Origin of the sequence: Pseudomonas sp. Z4-7, from assembly GCF_051131965.1 — a bacterium.
Classification (GTDB): Bacteria; Pseudomonadota; Gammaproteobacteria; order Pseudomonadales; family Pseudomonadaceae; genus Aquipseudomonas.
The window spans coordinates 3,363,390-3,384,850 of record NZ_CP071642.1; the positions used below are offsets into that span (position 1 = coordinate 3,363,390).

Consider the following 21,461-nt stretch of genomic DNA (forward strand, 5'->3'; position numbering starts at 1 on the left):
GGCGATCGCGACAAAATACGTCAAACCCCGTCCCTCAGCGCCGCGCTGCACGTTCGCCGGGATCATCGGCGCCCTGCCCGCCCTGGTCCGTATCAGCGCGCTCCATGGCCGTTTGCGGGTCCGCCCGGATGATCTCCGGCTCCGGCGTGGTGATTCGGGCCCGGTACAACTTGCACAGCATCGTAACGGGCAGGCCACTGACATCGACCATCCAATGCGCCACCTGATCCGTGACCGGGCCGCCCCGCAACGCCCTGTGCAGATCGGGCATGCCCACCAGCATGCCGGGATGACAGCACCGCAGGAAATGCTCCAGGCCGGCGCCCTTTTCAACGAAGGGCGCAAACAGCATGCACACCAGTTGCGTTTCGTTCAGATTCAGATTTTTTTCCGTTTCCAGGGCGATCACGGTTCGACGCTCGGGAATCTCCGACGGTGAACCCAACAGCCCCTGGACCTGCTGGCAGACGGGCTCCGGCATACGCTTGCGGTGCATGACCATGATCATGCGTTGCACATAATCGGTGTAGCCAGCCGCATAGCCGCGTTCCTGCTGATGACAGGCCTGCAAGCCACATAGGTGGGCCGAGAGGTACGGGCTCAGGTATTCATGCTCAAGCGATGGCGCAACCAGCTCATCGGAGCTGACGCCGAGGAATTCGCTGAACAACGCCCAGTTGCTTTCCTCCAGCCGCTCGGTGATCAGATCATCAATACGGATGTGCCCCACTTGCCGGCAGGCCTCCAGCCGCCCTTCGGGTTGCCAGACACCCAGGTGCTCCTGGCCATAAAAACGCCGGAACAGGTCACTGCCCAGGAAATCGAGTTGGGCAAACAGGCCGTCGAATCCACCCACGGGCTCAAACACCAGACCGATCTTGCGGGTCGCCCGGCGCAACCCGGACAGGAACTGCTTTTGCTGGCGTGGCGTGTCGCAACTGACCCATGAATCCACGCCCGCATCCCAGCGAGCCATGTTCTTGTAGAACTCCGCCATCGCCAGGTAGCCTTCGTCGCCCACGCCCAGGAGGCTGTCGGAGGAACGCAGGTGCCCAAGCATCAGCATGTCAGTGCGATTGGCCTCGCGCCCTTGCGCCGATAACGGCTTGGAGCGATCAAACGGCACCACCTCTCGATTGTCCGCCATCAGTAGCTCCACCCGTGGGTCGTCGTAGAGAAACAGAGCGCTGTAGCAACAGTGGATATTCTCCAGGGTGGCCTGGGTCATCTCGCCCAGGCGTGGCGTGGCGACGCGCAGGTCGAAAGTCGTCGGATGCCGGCCAGCAATGCTCAACTGCGCGGCGCGCAGGGCCGTCAGCGCATAGAACCCCTCCCGACTGCCATTCTGGGCCACCAGCACCCGATAGGTGCCGATTCGATCAATACCGCCAGCGGCGACGATCAATCGCTGGACCAGAAGCTGCAGTGCGGTCCGTTCCGCACGGGAATAAAATTCCAACAAGCGTTGCAATACCTGTTGATATACGTAAGTCATTGCCTGCTGATGAATTGCACTCATAACTTTTACCTAAAATCCGTTTATCGACGCCGCACCCACACCACTTTGTTGCTCGACGCGCCAGTCGGGTGAATGCCTTTGCCATTTATTAAGAGTATTGACGATACACTTTGCTTTCGCGCGATGTAATTAATCTACACATGTATGAATCGTGCCCCCTGCTTTTCTCTTTTCGCCAAAAGCACCCGTATTCATTGGTCTTCGCCCACCTACCAAACCGTCCTAGGAGATTTCTTACAGCGTCCCACAGACAATGGAGACAGAAAACAAGGAATATGCCGAGCGACGCTTTACCTCTTGCCAAGATAATCTTCTTCAAGGCAGCAGGCGACCCAGGGCAAACAACACCCCGGACACTTTAAATAGGAACAAGAAACAGCAGACGGCCGCGCAGACGAGTGCTGCGCAGCAATTCCTCCTTGAGTTCGAAAGTCAGTATTCAATTATCAAGACTTGAGTAATGATTAAAAGATACAGATTGGCGGCAAAAACCAGTTCAGTTGCTTTTTGCAAGATGCCGCCTTTCGACAGACGAGAGTAAACAGGGTCGTTGATTCGTGCGCAGTTATGCGCAGGCCTGCTGAAGGACAGACACACAGAACGGTCAAAAAGACTGGCCAGGGCGGCCGAAAACAGCGCAAGAGTCGAAACGATGACTCTTGCGCAAGAGAGGAAATCAGGCGGGGTCGATTACCTGGAGGGCAACGCGTTCACGGCAAGGGCATTCGCCCATGTACCGATGGGCCTCGACGAACTCGGAGAACGGAAACACCCGAGTCTTGAGGGGCAACAGGACACGGTCGGCGGTCAATTGGTTGATATCACGCAACGCCCGTTGCAACGCGACCTGGTCCTGGAGAATGCCCAGCTCCGGCTTGCCGGTGAAATTGCCGATGCAGTGGACAAAGAACTGGATGTTCTTCTGGAACGCCGCGCAGGCTGGAAACGGTGTCTGGTTGCCGCCCTGCAAGCCATACAGCACCAGGCTGCCACGGGGCGCCAGGACATCGCCGAGCAGCGACATCTGCGGCCCGCCCAAGCCGTCGAACACCACATCGACGCCACGGCTGTCGGTGAGCTTGTTGATTTGCATCAACAAGTCCTGCTCTTCGGTGACGATGACTTTTTCGGCGCCCAGCGACAGCAGGTATTCACGCTCTTCAGCCGTCTTGGTGGCGGCGATCACCCGCACGCCCAACGCCTTGCCAAGTTGCACGAAGGAAGGACCGGCGCAATGGCTGGCATCGGTCACCAGCGCAAATTGCCCGGGCTTGACCCTTGCCAGGTCCATGTAGGCGAAATAGGCGATCAGCAGCGGCGTGTAATGAACCGCGGCTTCGATCGGGCTGAGCACGTCGGGATAGCGGGTCAAAGCGGTGCGCGGCAGGACGATGACCTCACCGTACACCGGATAATCGTTCGGGCTCTCGGCGGGGAAGCTGGCGACTTTGTCGCCCACGGCCAAGTCATCGACCCCGTCGCCGACGGCTGTCACCACGCCGGCCATTTCATGGCCCAGGCCTGAAGGCAGGCGCGCCTGGGACGATGCCAGGTTCTGGCGCCACAGGGTGTCGTACCAACTGATGCCGATCGCTTCGACGCGGACCTGCACTTCTCCTGGCGCAGGAAGAGCCGCCGCATGCTCTTCGCATTTGAGCACCTCGGCACCACCAAACTTGTGAAAACGGATCGTGCGGGACATCGCAAACCTCGTCAAAGTAACCTCTAATGCCATGAACTCTATCCGGGCTTTGTAGCCAAGACCATCAGTGGCTATTAATAGTCGACATGCCTGTCATTGATTCCGCAGCAAGAAAACTGAACCGGCCCTGTAGGACCCCGCCCTGAAAAATGCAATTAGCCGGTGCAGAGTACCAGCCTTTCCCCGTAAGATTCATGCCGGCCATTGTTCCCATATGGCCGCCCACGTCAAGCTTGCCGAATCTGCCAGGACCCCAGATGAATCGTAATGACCTGCGTCGTGTCGACCTGAACCTGTTGATCGTGTTCGAAACATTGATGCATGAGCGCAGTGTGACCCGCGCCGCCGAGAAATTGTTCCTCGGCCAACCGGCCATCAGCGCCGCGCTGTCGCGCCTGCGCAGCCTGTTCGACGATCCGCTGTTCGTGCGCACCGGGCGCAGCATGGAGCCCACCGCGCGGGCGGTGGAAATCTTCGCCCTGCTCTCTCCGGCCCTGGATTCGATTTCCACGGCGGTCAGCCGGGCGGCGGAATTCGATCCTGCCACCAGCACCTCGGTCTTTCGCATCGGCCTGTCGGACGACGCCGAGTTCGCCCTGCTGCCGATGCTGCTCAAGCGCCTGCGGGCCGAAGCGCCAGGCATCGTGCTGGTGGTGCGCCGGGTCAATTACATCCTGATGCCGGGCTTGCTGGCCTCTGGCGAAATCTCCATCGGCGTCAGCTACACCGACGACCTGCCGGCCAACGCCAAGCGCAAGGTCTTGCGGCGCAGCTCGCCGAAAGTGCTGCGCGCCGACACCGCGCCGGGACGTCTGACCCTGGACGAATTCTGCGCCCGCCCCCATGCGTTGGTGTCCTTTGCCGGCGACTTGAGCGGGTTCATTGATGAAGAGTTGGAAAAGCTCGACCGCAAGCGCCATGTGGTATTGGCCGTACCGCAGTTCAACGGCCTGAGCACGCTGTTGTCAGGCACCGACATCATCGCCACCGTGCCCGACTACACCGCCGAAGCACTGACCGCCGCTGGCGGCGTGCGCGCTGAAGACCCACCGATCCCGGTGCGCAGCTTCGAACTGCACATGGCCTGGCGCGGCTCCCAGGACAACGACCCGGGCGAACGCTGGTTGAGATCGCGGATTCAGATGTTTTTTGGGGACCCTGAGAGTCTTTAGACGTCGTCTGGCAGGCTGTTCGGCTGATCATTTCTGCCTTTTCATAGGCCATGGAGATCTATCCACTTCCAGAGGATGAGACACCTGGGGGCAAATCTGGGGGCATGCTTTGGGGGGGTTGAAAAGGATGCCCCCCAGCCCAAGCTCCAGCAGCCCCCTGTCGAAGAATTGCCCGGTAGATGGGCGCCCCCTACAAGACAGCCCTGGGTAGCGACAAACGTAATGACACGTTCCGCATCGGCGTGGACGGCAAGTTCTGAGCTGCTTGCCGTAAAGGCCTGACCGCGCCTTCACCGGTGCCTTTAAAGCGTTCCCTAGAAGGGGGACGGATTTATTGCTTGCTAGAGAAATCCGTCCCCTTTCTACATCCGCCGCGGCCTACCAGGAAGGCAAAAATACTGTTCGCAACGAACTACAAGCTGGCAACATGCGAGCCTGAATAACTTGATGATGGATGCATCCAGGCACATGTTCGATATCACCGATGAAGATATTGGCCGGCTCAACGACAAAGATTTGCGCAGCCTGGTGGGTTTGCTGTGTGGGGCTGAGCTGAGGGCCGGCGGATTATCGACGGCCTTTGTGCGTTGGGGCGGCGATCAGAACAGCCCGGACGGTGGTCTCGACGTCGTGATTGAAATCCCTCTCGCCAATCCGGTGCAAGGCTTCATCCCGCGTAATCGCACGGGTATTCAGGTCAAGAAATCCAATATGGCCGCTGCGTCAATCACGAGCGAAATGCGCCCGAAGGGTCAACTGCGCCCGGTCATCGCCGATCTGGCGAAAAACAACGGCGCCTACATCATCCTCAGCGGTGCAGCATCCACCACCGACTCTGCCCTGAAGGAACGGCTCGCCGCAATGTCCGCTGCCCTGCATGACTGTGCGGATGCCGAAAAGTTGTCGCTGCAATTCTACGACAGCAGTCACATCGCTACATGGGTACGCGCTCACCCCGGCATGGCCACCTGGGTACGCGAGAAAATCGGCAGACCGTTGAAAGGCTGGCGATCCTGCTATCCCGAGTCCTGGGTCAACGGCAAGCGCACATACTACGTGCCCGAGGAGCATGTCCAACTGCACAAGAGCGACCACGGTCGCACGCTATCCACGGTGTCGGTCATCAATGAAATACGTAATCGGTTGTCCGGGCCTGGGCGGGCCGTACGCCTGCTCGGGCTCTCCGGCGTGGGCAAGACCCGCCTGGTCCAAGCCTTGTTCGACAAAGACGTCGGTGTGAATAGCCTGGCACCTGCCGTTGCCATGTATACCGACCAAAGCAATGCTCCCGATCCACACCCCGTGGAACTGGCGACTCGCCTCCAGGCGGAAAAACGCCCAGCGATTCTCATCGTAGACAATTGCCCCGCCGAGCTCCATCAACAATTGGCCGACTTTGTCAGCGCTACAGACAGCACGCTCAGTGTCATCACGGTGGAACACGACATCCGCGATGGCGATACCGAGGCCCAGGATTACTTTTTATTAAACCCTGCGCATCCCAGTGTGATTGCGACACTGGTGGCGGAACATAATCCGCAACTCTCCGACACCAATATCCAAAGGATCTGCGAGTTCGCCGGGGGCAATGCGCGCATCGCACTGATGCTTGCCACGAAAACCGGTCATATCGCCTCGTTCGACAATGATCACCTGCTGCGCAAAATCGTGTTGCAGAAAGAAAACGATTCTAACGAGCTGCTGACCGTAGCCAAGGTCTGCTCACTGGTTTACTCATTCAACGGTGACGATGCCGGGGACCACGCACACCCTTGCGAGATCCCAATGCTAGCGAGGCTGGGAGATATGCGGGTGCGCACGTTCCGCGCCAATCTTGCCAAGTTGCAGCGCCGCAGCATCATCCAACAGCGCGGTCGCTGGAGAGCATTGCTGCCACAAGCCATCGCCAATCGACTCGCCGCCCAGGCCTTGGAGGAGATATCGATGCAAGAACTCCTTACGCACCTGGCGAACAACCAGACACCTCGTCTTGCAAGATCATTTGCACGTCGCTTGGGTTTTCTGGATGGCAATCAGACCGCCAAAGCCATTGCGAATCAATGGCTGAGCCCCGGCGGGCTGCTCGCCGACCCCGCAACGCTTGGCACAGAGCAGATCGACATGCTGTTCAGTGTGGCGCCCCTGGATCGCACGCGCACGTTCGTACTTATCGAAAAGGCCACGCGGTCGAAAGACTCTTCGCTGCTTAAAAGAAAGCATGACCTGAGTCTGCTTCTGCACTTCCTCGCGCGTGAGGCGCAGGACTTCGAAAAAACGCTCACCTTGCTGGTCAAACTGCTGGAGGGGGACAATTCCAACGCTGAAAAAAATAGCGTCGAGGACGTCATAAGCTCGCTGTTTTCCATGGCCTGGTCGGGCACCCGGGCCACGGTCTCGGCCCGACTGCAGGTCGTCGGCAAACTGATCAATGGCGCGTACGCACACGAGCGGCAAGCAGGTTATCTGGCGTTGAAAAGCATGCTGGAAACCCGCTATTTCAAAGTGATCGGCAGCTACTTTGGCGGCGGGTCGCTGTACGACGCAGGCTTTGCGCCGCAAAGCGTCGAAGAGGTTGAGCAATGGCTCTCCACCGTCCTGGAGTTCGCGACCCCCATTGCGCTCTCTAACAACGACCAGGGCTTTGCAGTACGCAACGTCATCGCAGAGCAATCACATAACCTTTGGCTGATCGAGCCGGTGTCGGCAGAACTGGACACCCTTTACCGCAACATCGCCGCATCCGGTTACTGGCCTGAGGGCTCGCGCGCCGTGCGCAAAACCCTGGGTGAAACTGACGAGCGCTTTAATCCGAAGGTGTTGGCCCAGCTCAGCGCGCTGGACGTTTCGCTGTCTCCACAGCACCTGACGGATCGCGTGATGCAGATAATTGAGTACCAGAGCGTCAGTAGCGGTGCATTGGAGCACATGGACGCAACCGCAAAACAGCGCTACTTCGACACGCTCAAGGCCACGGCCAAAGAGCTCCTGGGCGAGCCCGAAACATTGGACACGCTGCTGCCGACGCTGGTCAATGATAAGCAGGGGGGCGAACTGTTTGGCGCCGCGTTGGCCGCGCAGGCACCCGAGCCACTGGTGCTCTGGAGAAAGGTACTGGACAGCTTTGCACCTGAACCCTCGAACCTGCGCTTCATCCTCGACTTTATTCAGGCAACGCAAGAAACAGATGAGGCGCTGGCGGATACCTTGATTGATGCACTGCCTCACTACCCACAGCTCAATGATCAGCTACCCATCATCTACGGCTGTATCGGGATGAATGCTCGCACAATGCCGCGCCTTCACGCTGCCCTTGCCAGCACCCCGATCAAGGCGTTTGGGTTCTTCGGCCATAGCACGTTCTACGCGCAGATCGACTTCATTGAACTGGAGCGTTTCATTCATACCCTCCATGAGCTGCCGGGTGGGGCTCGTGTCGCGCTGAAGCTTGTCTCGCAGCGCATGTTGACGAATGCTGCCACGGAAGGTGCGCGCTGGGCACCGACTATCCGGGCGATTTTGGAGGTGTATCTGTTCCCCCAAGACAAAGGCTCCAGAATGCCCGGAAACATTGGCGAGCTGGTAGCTATTGCCTTGAAAGGTGCTGAAGGCGCAGTGATTGCCCAGCGATTGAGTGGTGCGTTTGTTGTTCATCCGAGCGTTCGCAACGTCAACGTTTACGCCTATGGCGACCTGCTTGAAGGACTGCTGCAGGTACAGCCCGCCACCGTACTGGACAGGCTTTGCTGCACAGACCCCGAGACCACGTTGATAGCCCAAGACTTCTTGCACCATTTCAGGTCGGTAGAAAGGGATGTTTTCATGCGGGCACCTCTGGCCGCACTGCTGGCTTGGTGCAATACGCAATCCCTTACTCGCTGTCCGCTGCTCGCCAGCATGATCAATCCCTTGCGCAAAACGCCACCGAACGAAACCTTCGAGTGGAGCGAACTGGCCACCCAACTGCTCGCCATCGCGCCGGCCCCAGACGAGGTACTGGATGAATTACTCGATGCTCTAGATGTGCTCTACGTTTCTCATAATCGCAGAGAGAGTTCGGAGGTGAAGCTGAAACTGCTTAAGCAGTTGGATTGCGCGCGGATCTCATCACCTGCAAGGTACAACCAGACAATCAACGACATCAGCAACGCATTAGCTTGCGCGGAAGATGAAGAGCCTTTTGCCAGAGGGTTTGAGTAAGGCGTTTCATAACCGCTCGATTCCTACGGGCCCACTGGCATCGAGTAGTCCAAATATCGGGTCAGGCCGATAGCATGAGCCCATTGACGATATTGACAGGTCCTGTTTAAAAGTCGGCATCGCGGGCTATCCATGCGGGGACATTACAGATGAAGATCACTTGGCAACTCTGCTTGACGTACGATGAGGCGAAAGATCGCCATCGCGTCATTTACCTTCACGAATGGGACGATAAGCCATTCTACTGGGGAAAAGCACACAACAGCTTTTTCGGCGGCGGTAAACGCCAGATTGGCGACCTCCATGCAACCGGTAGGTACAACTCGGGCTATCGGCACTGGATCGAAGGGTGTCTCAGGCATGGAGCGAAACTCTATGTCGGACAACTAAGCGATCTCGCTTTGACAAATATCAATGAAGTAGAAAATTACCTTATCCATGAATACGGGCACGAAATGAATATCCGCGTGCGTATGCCACCCGTGCCTCTAGACATTGAGCACCTGGGCGACGTTCCTGCCTCGATCGCACAGAGGCGAACGAAGGATACGGAGATCACCTGCGGATCTCGTGATTTAGCGTGAAGCTGTAGAAGAATCAGCATGGAAATCTCAGAACATCAGCAACAGCTTCTTAGGATTACTCGTCACGAAGCGGCCCACTTGTCGTAGCTGAAGCGATGGGATTCGCGGGGCAGCGCATCTCGATTCATTATCAGGATATTGACCGCTACCACGGAAAAGCAGATCACGACCTGACCGAACGTTGTGGCTCCTTGGATGAGGTGAAGCAGTACGCAATCCGGCGAACGATTACGCTAATGGCCGGGGCCATTGGTGAGGCGCTAGATTCGGAGGGACGAATCGACAGTACAGAGGCTGACCGAATCTTCGAAGGTGCAGACACTGGTGTCTGGCAGCGATAGGTCCACGTCACACGCATTTATCCATCTGATCCACCACATCAGCGAGCCTGAATCAGCCTCCCCTGCCGACATAAAAAATCAGCTATGGAAGCAAGCCGTGGCTGTGACTTACATGCACGCAAATGTCGTGGAGGGGATCGCGCAAGCCCTCATAGCCACTATGGTCCTCAAGCCCGACGGCCTTCACATGGAGTTGACCAACCAACAAATCGAAATTCTGTTAGGTCAGAGCATCCCCAGGATGGACAGTCAACTGGAAGCGCTCTGCAAGGAAATTAACGGCCTGACGAAGCAGATGGATGACACGCTTCGGCCTGTGCTCTAACAAAGCGTCAGTGGCGTGGGGGGGCCCCAGGATTGAGATCGCGTCCGCTATGAAATAGGCGGACACCATCGCCCCTCAATAGGAGGGTTGGAGTGCTCTAGGCCGAAGGAGCAGTCACTCTTTGAAGACGCTTATCAGACCATCAATCACCGGGATGAAACTTTCGGCGTGGGGGGATGGCATACCTACGCTCTCTGGCCACTCTGAGAGATGTTGAGCAAAGATGAATTTACGTTTTGCTGGATCACTGTCTGTGGCTTCGGCGCGTTTTAGGGCTTCGAGCAAGCCCAACCTCTTCTCCATCACCAGCTGTAGCAATTTTTCAAGCTCTTCGATCGTGAGGAAGAACATGCGCTGCACCGGTATCTGGAGGCTCTCGGAGTAGGCAGCGTAAATCTCGCTCAACTCTTCCTGTCCTACAGCACTAGCCAAGCTGACACCGTTTCCGATGTATAGCTCCTTGTAGGTCACCACAATCAGATACGTTTCAGGCCTCGCTCTGATGATTAGGTCAGCGTCCCCGAGAGCAAAAAGCCTTTCGTTGACGGCGTGGGCCTGCTCAACAGCCTTGAGCAAGGAAGTCGAGGTCGCCCCCCGCACTACCTCTCGCAAATGAGCAGCTTTACCACGAGGAGCCATTTCGACAGCTTTGGCCTCAATGTAAATGTTGGCATCTCCATCTACGACCAGGAAATCAACCAGCTTACCCTTCTCTACTAGTTTTTTCTCTAGAGCCTTTTCATCACGGTACACCAGACCTGTGGTGGCGATCATACCACCGATATATGCCTCAAAACGTCTTCCAAAGTTGAGCCTAAACTTCTCACTATCTGTTTTTTTCAACGTATCAAAAACGAAGTGATCGAGATTTTTCGCAAGCAATTGAGGATAGACACAGCAATAATAATCCATACTCTTTAGCAGCGGGAATCTGAGAAAAGGAGTTTCCTCGATAAACTCACTAATTCGACGCATCTTTGAATCTTGATTGCGCAACGTATCGGGCAATTCAGAAATAGGAATCGATATGGCTTTCAAAAAAGCATCAACATGCTTCGAATCGATCTCGTGCTCGATGGGTGAAAAGTAATCTCGTCGAAAGAGTGGGAGGCAGCCATCTTCCATAAAACGGCTTAAAAGCCCCAATGACAGCCGTATGAATGAGGATATCGGCAACCCCACTGCTTTGACGAAAGCTCTCTGAAAAAAATGCTCTTCGTTTACATTGAGAAACAACTGATTTTGGCGAGCGATAGCATCCAAATTGATTTTGTTCTGATATAAAAATTGCTGCGCAGCGAGCGCTCGAAAGAAGAGCGTCAGATCTTCATACTGGCTGGGTTTTCGGCCATCCCAAGACAGCCTATAGATTTTATTGATTAGCTCATCAAATTCTTGATCGCTTATTCGAGGACGACCACTTTGGGAGACCTGATCATCCACAAACACCCATTTCAGCAATACCAGATGAATCCACGGCTGCTTCCTTATCTGGTTGATTTGCTCTATTTCCTCGCGGTAGAGCAAGCCCATGGAAGCTGACAGGACGCTGACGGGCTCATACTTTCTGAATTTATTCCTGATTGGTTTGAGCTGCGCATAAAACTGCTCATCCGTAATAGACTTAGTGCTACTAGGACGCTGGACTTTAGGCGTACCCTGGTCCCCAATAACTGTATCCAGGATCGAGTGCTTTATATTCATTAAATGTCCTCTGTGATGCAAACAAACTCAAGCACGCCTTAAGGCTGTGAGGTTAACGGCAGGGGCCTCATGGCTGTCGTCAACCGAGTCCAGACGAAGATCCAGAAGATAGTGATAAATATGGACAGCCGAGCCGTTCACCGGCCGCGTCTCCCGGTATCCTCTCAAATGAGGACGGTCTTTATCAAGCGTGAGGGTGCCCCGACTGTCGAACCCAGCATAAATGGTTTCATTGACCCACCGCTCGTATTCCGAGTACAAACACCGGAAGTTGCCGGTCGAGTAAACGACAATGGCAATGGAGGTAACCCCCAGCGAGTTGTATCCTGCGATCTTGTTGAGATGGTCTTCGGCCGTCTTGCGTTCGAAACGGCGCAGGCGGAAGGTCTCGACAATGGAAATGCAATTCGTGCCTACGTAAATGCCACCATCAATTTCCCCTACCCGTTTTTTCGAGGCAGAACTGCCCACCCTCGCTTGGTCTTTCACCGTCTAGCTCAAATAATCCAAGCGATGGCCCAACAGCGAAGTCAACCAGTCATTGATCATGTTTTCCTGGTCTATCGACATTGGTGCGTCACCGTCCGTGGGGTGGTACAAGGTGTTCTTTCGTGTCAGAAGCTTCTGGGCCACTCCGTACATATTGTTTGCAAGGAAAGCTTCCAACTATCGCCCTGCTCTGCCTGACCAAACACCAGGCTTTGCTCGTGCGGTGGAAATGCGCAGATTTCCTGCCACATGACCCTCGCCTGCGTGTGGTTGGGCTTGATGTACAAGTCAATCACATAAGGAGAACGCTTCAAGCGCAAGGCGTTGTTCTTCCTGAGATCCCTTTCCAGCGCTTCGAATGCCTGCTTCTGCCCGGCAGTAATTCGACATGCAGCTTTTCGACCTCATGCAAATGCGCCAGTGCCTCATCCACCTGCCCTTGTTCTTGAAGATACACGCAACGGACATGCACGAGCTCGCAAGACAGTAGAAAGCGCTCCGGCACATCACGCCAGACATAATCGAACTCTTGCCGCTGCTTGCATTCCAACAGAAGCTCCAGTGCCTCCTCGAAATCCAAGGCCCCTGCGTCCTGCGACTCAACAGCACGATAGACCTCGCGCCACTGCACATAGCGTTGCCAGCTCTCGCTGCCTACCTTGCTCGCCCCCTCCTTTTCTGCGAGGGCACGACTCGCCTTGAGCCTTCCCGTCGCATAGGAGATCTGCCGCTGCGCCTTTAGTAGGGCATCGAACAGGTTGAACGCACGCTGGGCATCGATACTTAAATAACAGTTCGCCATTAATTGCCGGGCATACCGAGAGACATCATCACTTGCCTGCGTGGCGTCGTCGAGGAACGCGTCCAGCCTGGCAATCCGTTTCTTATCGTTGAGGGTCGCGTCGTCTGGGGAGGCGTACATCAACTGGATAACAATTGCCGGGATCGCGAAAGGCCCGGTGTCCAGCGGATCGATCGCTGGGGGAATCTGTCTGGCAAAGCCATGCAGTCCCATAGCCTGATCCCCGTGCTACGCCGCATTTTCAAAGAGGCAGGATTGTCTGCGCAGCTGTATAGCAGCCACTCGATGCGGCGAGGTTTTGCGACTTGGGCCTCTGCGAACGGCTGGGATATCAAGGGGCTGATGAGCTATGTGGGCTGGAAGGACATGAGGTCGGCGTTGCGCTACATTGATGCTAGCGTGTCGTTCAGCGGAATTGCTTTGCGTGTGGCCCAGCAAGCGCCCTCCATTGAGGGTAAGAAGATTTCCGGCGATCACTCAGGCATTGATTGACGCTATCAGGCTGACTCTGCACGTTGTTTTAGATATTCGTGAAAGCAGGCATTCAGATGGATAGAGCGCTCGAACAAATATCCGCAGGTTCGCGAATCTGATCGACCCCCCATTGCTATCAGATTGTTCAGGTCACTAGCACCTAAACAGGTGAAAGTTGCCCTATCGCGAACGATCGCCCGCGATAGGGCATTGTTGATTAGCTAACTTGACCTCCTCCAGAACCACCAGGAGTCGTACCGCCCACCCCTAGCAACTGATCCACATAGCCTCTTTGACTAATGCTAAGCTTAATTTCGCCACTAGTCGGCACACCAAATACGGCCATAGCTTCAACTAAACTATCGACCTGGCTGGCTTCAAAAAAACTGGACTGCGAAGCGCTCACAGATATACCGTCTAAGCGAGAGCTTACATCGGAATACCAATTCTTCACTGTCATTTCAGCATCAGAGTCGAGAAGGGTAATCACTAAGTTATCATCTGACCGAGATAGCCAAAGCTGACTAAGTTCACCTTCCACTTCTAATATGTCGAAATCAGAATCATTAGAATGATTGTCAATTACGTCACGACCAGAATTTTTATCCATTGCATATTTATCGCTTCCATCGCCTCCTATCAAATAATCATTTCCATATCCGCCATAAATTACGTCATCACCAGCACCACCAATTAATAGGTCGTCACCTGAGCTTCCCGTTATGTATGATGAGTCTCCAGATTCGTCTGAGATAGTAGAGAAATTATTAACGTCCGGCTCATCCGAATAGACCGGAGAGACATAGCCAGTAGTCATTGGGATATTCAGGTGTGCTCGAATATCTTCAGCCGACAGATTGCCGTCATCCAATCGGAACTGGTTTACCATATTATCTCCGCCATCTAGCCAGTTCAAAAAGGTGACCTGATCTCCATTGCCACCCCACGAAACCTTCAAATCATTAGTATCGGCTTGAACGCTTTGCAAAAAACCTGCGATGGTTAATCCTTGGAAAACCGCCGCATCATTACCGCCTCCTTGATTGTCAACTACGTCTTGTCCATGTCCATTTGAGAAATGGTAAAGATCATCTCCTCTCCCGCCAATAAGGAAGTCGTTTCCTACGCCGCCAGTTAGTGAATCATTTCCCCAGCCCCCTTCAAGCCTATCAACCCCGGCGCCGCCATCCAAGGTGTCATCACCGTTGAAGCCTTGAAGAAGATCATTTGCGTCAGTGCCAGAAAGAATACCGTCTCTTGCGACCTCATCAACAACTTTATTATAAAAACTGTCAACTGGAGGTGCGACATTAAGAACTTGGTGCACCTCAACACTTGTAATAGTCTGTCCGTAAGAGTCCGAAAGGCTCTCTATCTGATGTTTAGTGTCCAAAAAATAATTCTGGAAAACTACATTGCCACCATAGCTAGACGAGAAATCTAAAATAAGGTCGTTTTCTGATCTAGACATACTTTGCTTGATTTCTTCAAGGCTTGCCCCATTCATAACCGAAAACGAGTCAACACCATCATCATCTCTGATAATTACACTTCCACCCATATAACTATAGGTGTCGTTGCCAGAGCCGCCGTCCAGCATAGAGAAACCTTCGGTGATGCTTAACTGATCCGCACCACCACCGCCATATAGGTAATTATTGCCCGACCATCCATCCTGATAATCGCTAATAAAATTATCATGGATATTAACGGGCAAAGGGCTGAGTAGTAACTCAATTTCCTCAGAGGAAATTGACGAGCCAGTAGCGCCTGCTTCTATAAAATCTACAACAGCCTCCGCTGATCCAAATTGATTTTTGATTCGGAGTTGAGTGCGGAGATCGCCACTAGACAATACCAGCAGGTCATTGCCATCGCGATGGTATGACAGCTCGCTTAAATCCCAGGAATTTTTTATAACCACACCATCATAGCCGTTGATATTTGAATCTATTACATCGCTGCCCTCAAAATCATAAATATAACGGTCATTACCGTCCCCGCCATCCAGAACATCATCACCACGCCCACCTTGGATTATGTCGTCGCCGTCGGCCCCTCTCAGAATGTCAGATCCACTTCCGCCAATTAGCGTATCTGAACTAAATCCACCTACAAGAGTATCGTTGCCTTCCCAGCCTCGCAGCTCGCCATTACCTTTTATAGTGTCGTTTCCAATACCACCGCTAATTGCAACGTGAGGCGACACAATCGAATCGATAGTGTCAATAATAATGTCTTGAACGTCGGTAGGGTTGGGCGTTAATCCTAGATGACTCACTAAGTCGGAGAAAGAAATCTGAGTACCATCGGAAAGCCTAAAATATTCCACTCCATCCCCGTTTGCTCCATCCTCATGAGGAATGATAATGTTTAGATTTTTATCTTCTCCCCATGACAGATTCAAAGTATTGAAGAGCTGCAGACTCGTCAGACCGACTCCATCCTTCCATTGCTTTATTGTCTCTCGATCAATATTTTTTCCGCCTATGAATCTATAATCTACCCCTTCAGCAACCACCGTTCCCCATGATCCCACAAGATCTGAAAGAGAAACGCCGTCTGGTAACACAACGATATCAGAAGCTCCGCCGGTAGGGTCTACATATGTCCAAGAAGTGAAAGGCGGTACCTCGCTAGTCTGATAAATGGGGATAGAGAAATCATTAATCAGATCCGAACCTGTATCAGAGTCAACAACATATGTATCCGAACCATCCCCGCCTTCCAGTATATTCCGCCCCGTTCCTCCTGCCAGTAGATCGTCCCCCCAATAACCTCTGAGCGTGTCGTTGCCGCCGCCTCCTGAAATGGCTACCCCTTGGTGCAAGCCATGCATGATACGCGTAGGATCATCGACTGATGTAACTAAATCATCGCCAAGCCCGCCATGAAAAATATTTGCGTCCGTAATATATAAAGATCCGCCTGCATCACTTCCATTTACGATCAAGTGTTGCGTATCACTTACCGTATTAGTGTATATAAAGTCCTTATAGACGCGATCAGTACTTGTCGCATCTGGGTAAACATAGAACCCAATCAACTCGCCGCCGCTATCAAACCTTTCTACAATGATATCATTGAGATTATATGAAAACCCACTTCCCTCGCGAGCGGAATAAAACACAGGCGCACCTAATTGTCCGGCACTTGAAAGATTCGCCGCAGCTACAATGCGAGTTTCCTGATCCACAGTCGTACTTTCAATAACATTGCTAGTAATAACGCCTTGTATATTTGAATCACGAACCCAATATGGTGTCTCTGATACATCACCCTCTACAAATTTATGACTGACTATGAAGGTGTCACTTGTATATTGGTAAGCATAGTTGTAAGTGTAGTTATGGCGAAGCGTGCCATCAGACTCCAAGGAATAGCCTGAATCCAGCAACTGTAAAGAAAGTGCGCTTAACACCCTAGACTTGAAAGCTTGCTCGTAGTATTCATATCCAGCTGTATCGGTACTGCCAGACTGGGAGATATACTCATTCAGCGAGACAGTTTGATCTGATACTGTGACATCCCATTTCCCAATATTGTTATAATAATCTTTAACGGTTAATGAGTCGTCTAAGTTAGCATTCTCTATAATCAAGTCATCTCCATCCCTAGAGTACACTAGATTTTTAGGATCGACCGAGCTATCAATCTTAATCGTGTTGCGATCAGAGGCTTCATCGACAACAATGTCGTGCTTCATCCCGAGCTGAAAGATATAGGTATCATGCCCAGTCCCGCCTGCTAGGTTATCGTCCCCACGTCCGCCGAGCAGATAATCATCACCATCACTTCCATTGAGAGTATCATCGCCATCGCCACCGTAAAGCTTGTCGTCTCCCGCCCCTCCATCTAAATGGTCATCCCCTTGCCCACCATATAGAGAGTCGTTTCCTGCTTCACCGTAGATCAGGTCGTTTTGATAGCCAGCTTCTATTTTGTCATTTCCTCCGCCACCGTAAACCTCATCTACTCCTACGCTTCCATAGACCCTATCGTCATTATCTGTCCCAAACAAGATCCCGCCAGATGTATCATTTTGTATTAGATCCATGCCTGGGAGGCTGGCCATAACTTCCTTCAATGACAGCTCCGACCCATCTTGGAACGTAAAAGACGAAATGGCTCCCGTTATCCCCCCCACAATAATTATGCTACCGCCTGAGTATACAGCCTTTAAAGCGATATCCCCGCTCCCAACGTACACAGAGGAAAACGTTACTGAGTCGCGAGCAATGCCCTGTCCAAACTCAATAACGTTTGAAGACCGAACACCCAAGGCATCGGACTTAGCGTCAATAATTATGTCATTCCCATCATCCGCATTAAAATAATAAGTATCGTTACCATCTCCGCCGGAAAGCGAGTCATCCCCGGACTGACCGAAAATCGAATCATCTCCCGCCCCAGAGTTAAGTGTATCATTACCGCCCCCGCCTACCGCAGTCCCATAACTGTCCGCAGAGTTCAGCACTAAAGAATCTTTAACAAGCAACATCATTTCAGAGAAAGACAGGCTAATATCAGAAAACTCAAATACCGAGTGATATAATTTCTGGTAGTTTTGAAAGTAAATTGTGTCAGTACCGAAAGCTAACGACAAAAGCCCGGAGGAAGCCTGCTGAGCAGCGACGCTATATTGGGAAAAAGAATTCCCGAATACAAAGATATTGCTGCCTCCCTCGTCGCGCACGACATCTACTCCATCTCCATTGTTGAAGGCGTAAACATCGCCTCCCAAGCCTGCGCCTAAAACGTCGTTTCCTAGCCCGCCTTCGATATAGTTATCTCCAGCTCCGCCATTTATTTCATCGCTTCCTGATCCGCCATAAATTACATCGTCGCCTCCCATTGCATCTATTATGTCGTTCCCACTTCCCCCGTCGATAAAATCGTTACCATGCAGAGCAATATTTATATTCTTGCCATCGTCGCCAGCAAGAATGTCATCACCCTCGCCGCCAAAAATCGTATCTGAGCCCAATCCACCATGTACGGTGTCATCACCCCTGCCAGCATCAATGAAATCGTCACCAGCAAGATTGATGCTCACATTGTCGCCATCACCGAATACTGTGTCATTATCATCGCCTGCCATAATAGTATCGGAGCCACCAGCTCCAATTATGAAGTCCGAGCCGCTGCCTCCATCAATGATGTCGTCTCCTTGCGATAATTGGGATTCAAAATCCCCATATAGAAGGTCATCCCCTGCGCCCCCAGATATCACATCATCAGCGCCGCCACCGTAAATCCTATCAGCCCCTGCGCCGCCTTCAATGTGGTCGCTGCCATGGTATTGCTCCTCTAGTGAGCCATCGCCTCCATCACCGTGGATCGTGTCATCACCAGTCCCGCCAAGTAAGACGTCGTTCCCGCCGTAACCATAAATGTAATCGTTCCCCTCACCACCATCTATAAAGTCATTACCGTGTTGATTTCCGGGCACGTATTTTATATCGTTATCCCCAACCAACAGGTCAGTCCCCGCTCCTCCATAGATTATATCGTTGCCAGCGTCCCCGCTAATTAGATCGTCACCATCCTCCCCCTCCAAAAGATCCTTACCCTTGCCGCCGGAGATGAAATCATTTCCGTATCCCCCGTTAATGATATCGTCGCCTCCGTCTATAGACTGTGAGTAACTCGCTCCCTCTACAATCAAAGTGCCAGACTTCTCGTTGCGCTCTGTATGAAAGCCCCACTGATCCGTCGTCCTGCTTTTTTCTGCATCGCCTAGAAGAGCATCATCACCAGCGCCACCTGTAAGCAAATCATCACCTTGTCCACCTAGCAGTAGGTCATTATTGGTGCTACCAATAACATGATCATTGCCATCCCCTGCGTCTAGCCAGTCGCCTCGAAGTCCTGCTGAATGTTCAATAGCGCTCGCATCGGTTGAACTTTGCTTTTGGTCTCCATAAAGAAGATCGTTACCGGCATACGCAAATGCGATATCACTCCCCTCACCACCGATAACTGTGTCAATTCCGCTCCCGCCAAAAATTTTGTCCTCTCCGCGCCCCCCATCAAGGTAGTCGTTCCCACCGCGGCTCATACCTATATAGTCATCTCCCCCATGACCATAGATAACGTCGTCATTGACGGAATCATTTAGAAAATCTTCGCGATCAAGCTCTACTATATTAGGGTTAACAACGACATTTCCAATGCTATCGTATTCATACTGAACGCCAGCAGTATTAGGATCTACATCAACAGGTGCCAAATCACCGACAATCGTTGCCAAACTAGCGACAGAAACTTCAGGCTCTTGAAATTCCTCAAGAACGATGCCCAGGTGCCCCGTTAAATAATTGTCAATAACGAGGTAATCATCGTCACCATAATATATTGTCAACGCTTGACCTGAGTTACCGGCAGAAAGCACGTATCGGATCCCTCTCACTTCATCTAGCCAAGTATTCTCTGCGATCGCTTTTGCACTCGTTCCGGTCACTGCTGACCCGTTTATAATTATTGCCCCTTGTGCATCGAGATCACTGATGCGATCATGACCATCGCCGCTACTAAACCGATAAATGTCAGCTCCGTGCCCGCCCTCTAATATGTCATTCCCAGTGCCGCCGGAAATATCATCTGACTCAAGCATGCCGTATATATTGTCGGCACCACTAGAGCCGAAAAGTTTATCTTCACCCTCGCCGCCCTCAATATAATCATTGCCGCCGAGACCATCGATAATATCGTTACCTAACCCGCCGTATAGATGATCACCTTTTGTTCCCCCGCTGAAATTACTACCCAATCCAGATGCGAAGATGACCAGTGGGTTTCCTGTTCCTGTGGCCATTGGAGCCTGTTGGCCTGTTTCAATATCCAAGTAGGAGAATTGCTGAATTGTATTCCCATTGAAGTATTCGTTAGAGTTTCTACTGAGAATACGGGCGAACATAGCCTCCCTATCAGCCAGCCATTGAGAGGTTATCGAACCGACTCCCGTAGATTGATCGTAAAGCTCTAACCCTCTCCCCGGAAATCCGTCGCTTCGCTCCACTACAACTGCACTGAAAAACTTAAGAGAATTACGAATCGCGATGCCGACTGGGCCGTCTTCGGCAGCTTGGCTTTTCCAGTCACCATACTCAGCCAATGGTTTGACGGTCAGGCTATTAGCCTCTTTTGCGGAAATGGAACTGAAGAACTCGTAAGCAGAAGCAATAAAGTCGGTGGAGGCCACATCCGAGACGCTTCCTGTGTATGCACGTTTAAGCATATCCAGGAATGGTTCAACGCCATAACTCTGAATAATATTAACTGTGTTTTCTAATGGCGTGCCTTTTACGAGATTTTGAACGAACGGTAGATAATTTCCGGTGTCGATCATTACGCGGAACTGCTTCGCACTGATATTCCACACTAGATCTAGTCTTCGCAACAGCCAATCTTCACCGAACTCCGCAATGCCTCCTTTGACCGCTGCCCCCCAAGACTCAATTGCAAATAATACGTTCTTATAATCGTCCATCGTGTTTGCGACGGCCTGAGAGGGGCTAGCAGGGTCGCCGGATGTGACAAGCCTCCACGTCTCATACGGCGCAACGCCACCCAACCAACTGAAAGCCAGCGTCCCAGACCACGCCGAGTTCGCTGTAACAGCCGTGTCAGTGGGCGACAAAGCATCGCTGAATAGAACCTGTTGAACAGCGGTGGCATCTAGCGTCGCAATTTGCGTAATTGAGGGTACAGTCCATGGAGCAAGATCTCCGCTTGCGTCGCCCAGGAGCAAGCCGTTCACCACGTTTGCAGCCACCTGATTAGATGCGCCCTGGAGTTCACCTTCAGAAAATTCCCGACCTAATCTTAGCTCTCCTTGAGTTAAAGTGTAGTCTCTGATTAATGTAGAATAAGGCCCCGTACCACCGTTAGCTTCTATTGCAACAGAGAACCACAATCTTGCACTTTTCAAATCGCTGATCGTATTGTCGTCATAGCCGGACGTGTCGCTAAGCTTCTCAGAGATTACATCGTAGATAACTTGATATACATCGGCACAGTTCGCTTCAGGATTTCCCTGAACGGCTGTATAGGGTAAAGGTCTCCCTGCTTGAAAAAGCAGCCCTGAACTCACTGACACAGCCTCTAAAATTCTATTCTTTTCAAACTCAGAAAATACGTAACTCATATG

At 52.6% G+C, this 21,461-nt stretch carries 11 protein-coding genes; 5 read left to right on the top strand and 6 right to left on the bottom strand.

Annotated features, from left to right (window positions below; all coding sequences use genetic code 11):
• Positions 1-34: 34 nt before the first annotated feature.
• Positions 35-1,519, bottom strand: coding sequence for a hypothetical protein (locus tag J3P91_RS15140; RefSeq protein ID WP_434600905.1), 1,485 nt, complete (start codon positions 1,517-1,519; stop codon positions 35-37).
• A gap of 676 nt (positions 1,520-2,195) precedes the next feature.
• Positions 2,196-3,221 carry a zinc-dependent alcohol dehydrogenase family protein gene (locus tag J3P91_RS15145; protein ID WP_434600906.1) on the bottom strand — a complete coding sequence of 342 codons (1,026 nt, stop codon included), beginning with the start codon at positions 3,219-3,221 and terminating at the stop codon, positions 2,196-2,198.
• Between the two features lie 257 nt (positions 3,222-3,478).
• Here J3P91_RS15145 and J3P91_RS15150 point away from each other — a divergent pair, with 257 nt between their 5' ends.
• From J3P91_RS15150 to J3P91_RS15165, 4 genes are all read left to right on the top strand, one after another.
• On the top strand, positions 3,479-4,393 hold the full coding sequence (locus J3P91_RS15150) for a LysR family transcriptional regulator (RefSeq protein WP_434600907.1): 915 nt from the start codon (positions 3,479-3,481) through the stop codon (positions 4,391-4,393).
• A gap of 468 nt (positions 4,394-4,861) precedes the next feature.
• Complete coding sequence (locus J3P91_RS15155; protein ID WP_434600908.1) at positions 4,862-8,590, top strand: hypothetical protein; 3,729 nt, start codon at positions 4,862-4,864, stop codon at positions 8,588-8,590.
• Positions 8,591-8,739: 149 nt separating this feature from the next.
• Entirely contained in the window at positions 8,740-9,174 is a 435-nt protein-coding gene (locus J3P91_RS15160) for a hypothetical protein (RefSeq protein ID WP_434600909.1), read from the top strand.
• Positions 9,175-9,498: 324 nt separating this feature from the next.
• Positions 9,499-9,840 carry a hypothetical protein gene (locus tag J3P91_RS15165; protein ID WP_434600910.1) on the top strand — a complete coding sequence of 114 codons (342 nt, stop codon included), beginning with the start codon at positions 9,499-9,501 and terminating at the stop codon, positions 9,838-9,840.
• Positions 9,841-9,954: 114 nt separating this feature from the next.
• On the opposite strand, the gene gapS1 is transcribed toward J3P91_RS15165, so the two are convergent.
• The 3 genes from gapS1 to J3P91_RS15180 form a co-directional block, all read right to left on the bottom strand.
• Positions 9,955-11,544 (bottom strand): GapS1 family protein, encoded by a 1,590-nt coding sequence (gene gapS1, locus J3P91_RS15170; RefSeq protein ID WP_434600911.1) that lies wholly within the window; start codon positions 11,542-11,544, stop codon positions 9,955-9,957.
• A gap of 27 nt (positions 11,545-11,571) precedes the next feature.
• A complete protein-coding gene (locus J3P91_RS15175) occupies positions 11,572-12,033 on the bottom strand; it encodes a hypothetical protein (RefSeq protein ID WP_434600912.1) in 462 nt (153 codons plus the stop codon).
• 310 nt (positions 12,034-12,343) lie between these two features.
• Entirely contained in the window at positions 12,344-13,048 is a 705-nt protein-coding gene (locus tag J3P91_RS15180) for a hypothetical protein (protein WP_434600913.1), read from the bottom strand.
• On the opposite strand from J3P91_RS15180, the gene J3P91_RS15185 reads away from it, so the two are divergent.
• Positions 13,037-13,327 (top strand): tyrosine-type recombinase/integrase, encoded by a 291-nt coding sequence (locus J3P91_RS15185; RefSeq protein WP_434600914.1) that lies wholly within the window; start codon positions 13,037-13,039, stop codon positions 13,325-13,327. The genes J3P91_RS15180 and J3P91_RS15185 overlap by 12 nt on opposite strands.
• Before the next feature lie 199 nt (positions 13,328-13,526).
• On the opposite strand, the gene J3P91_RS15190 is transcribed toward J3P91_RS15185, so the two are convergent.
• Entirely contained in the window at positions 13,527-21,458 is a 7,932-nt protein-coding gene (locus J3P91_RS15190) for a hypothetical protein (protein WP_434600915.1), read from the bottom strand.
• Positions 21,459-21,461: the final 3 nt, after the last annotated feature.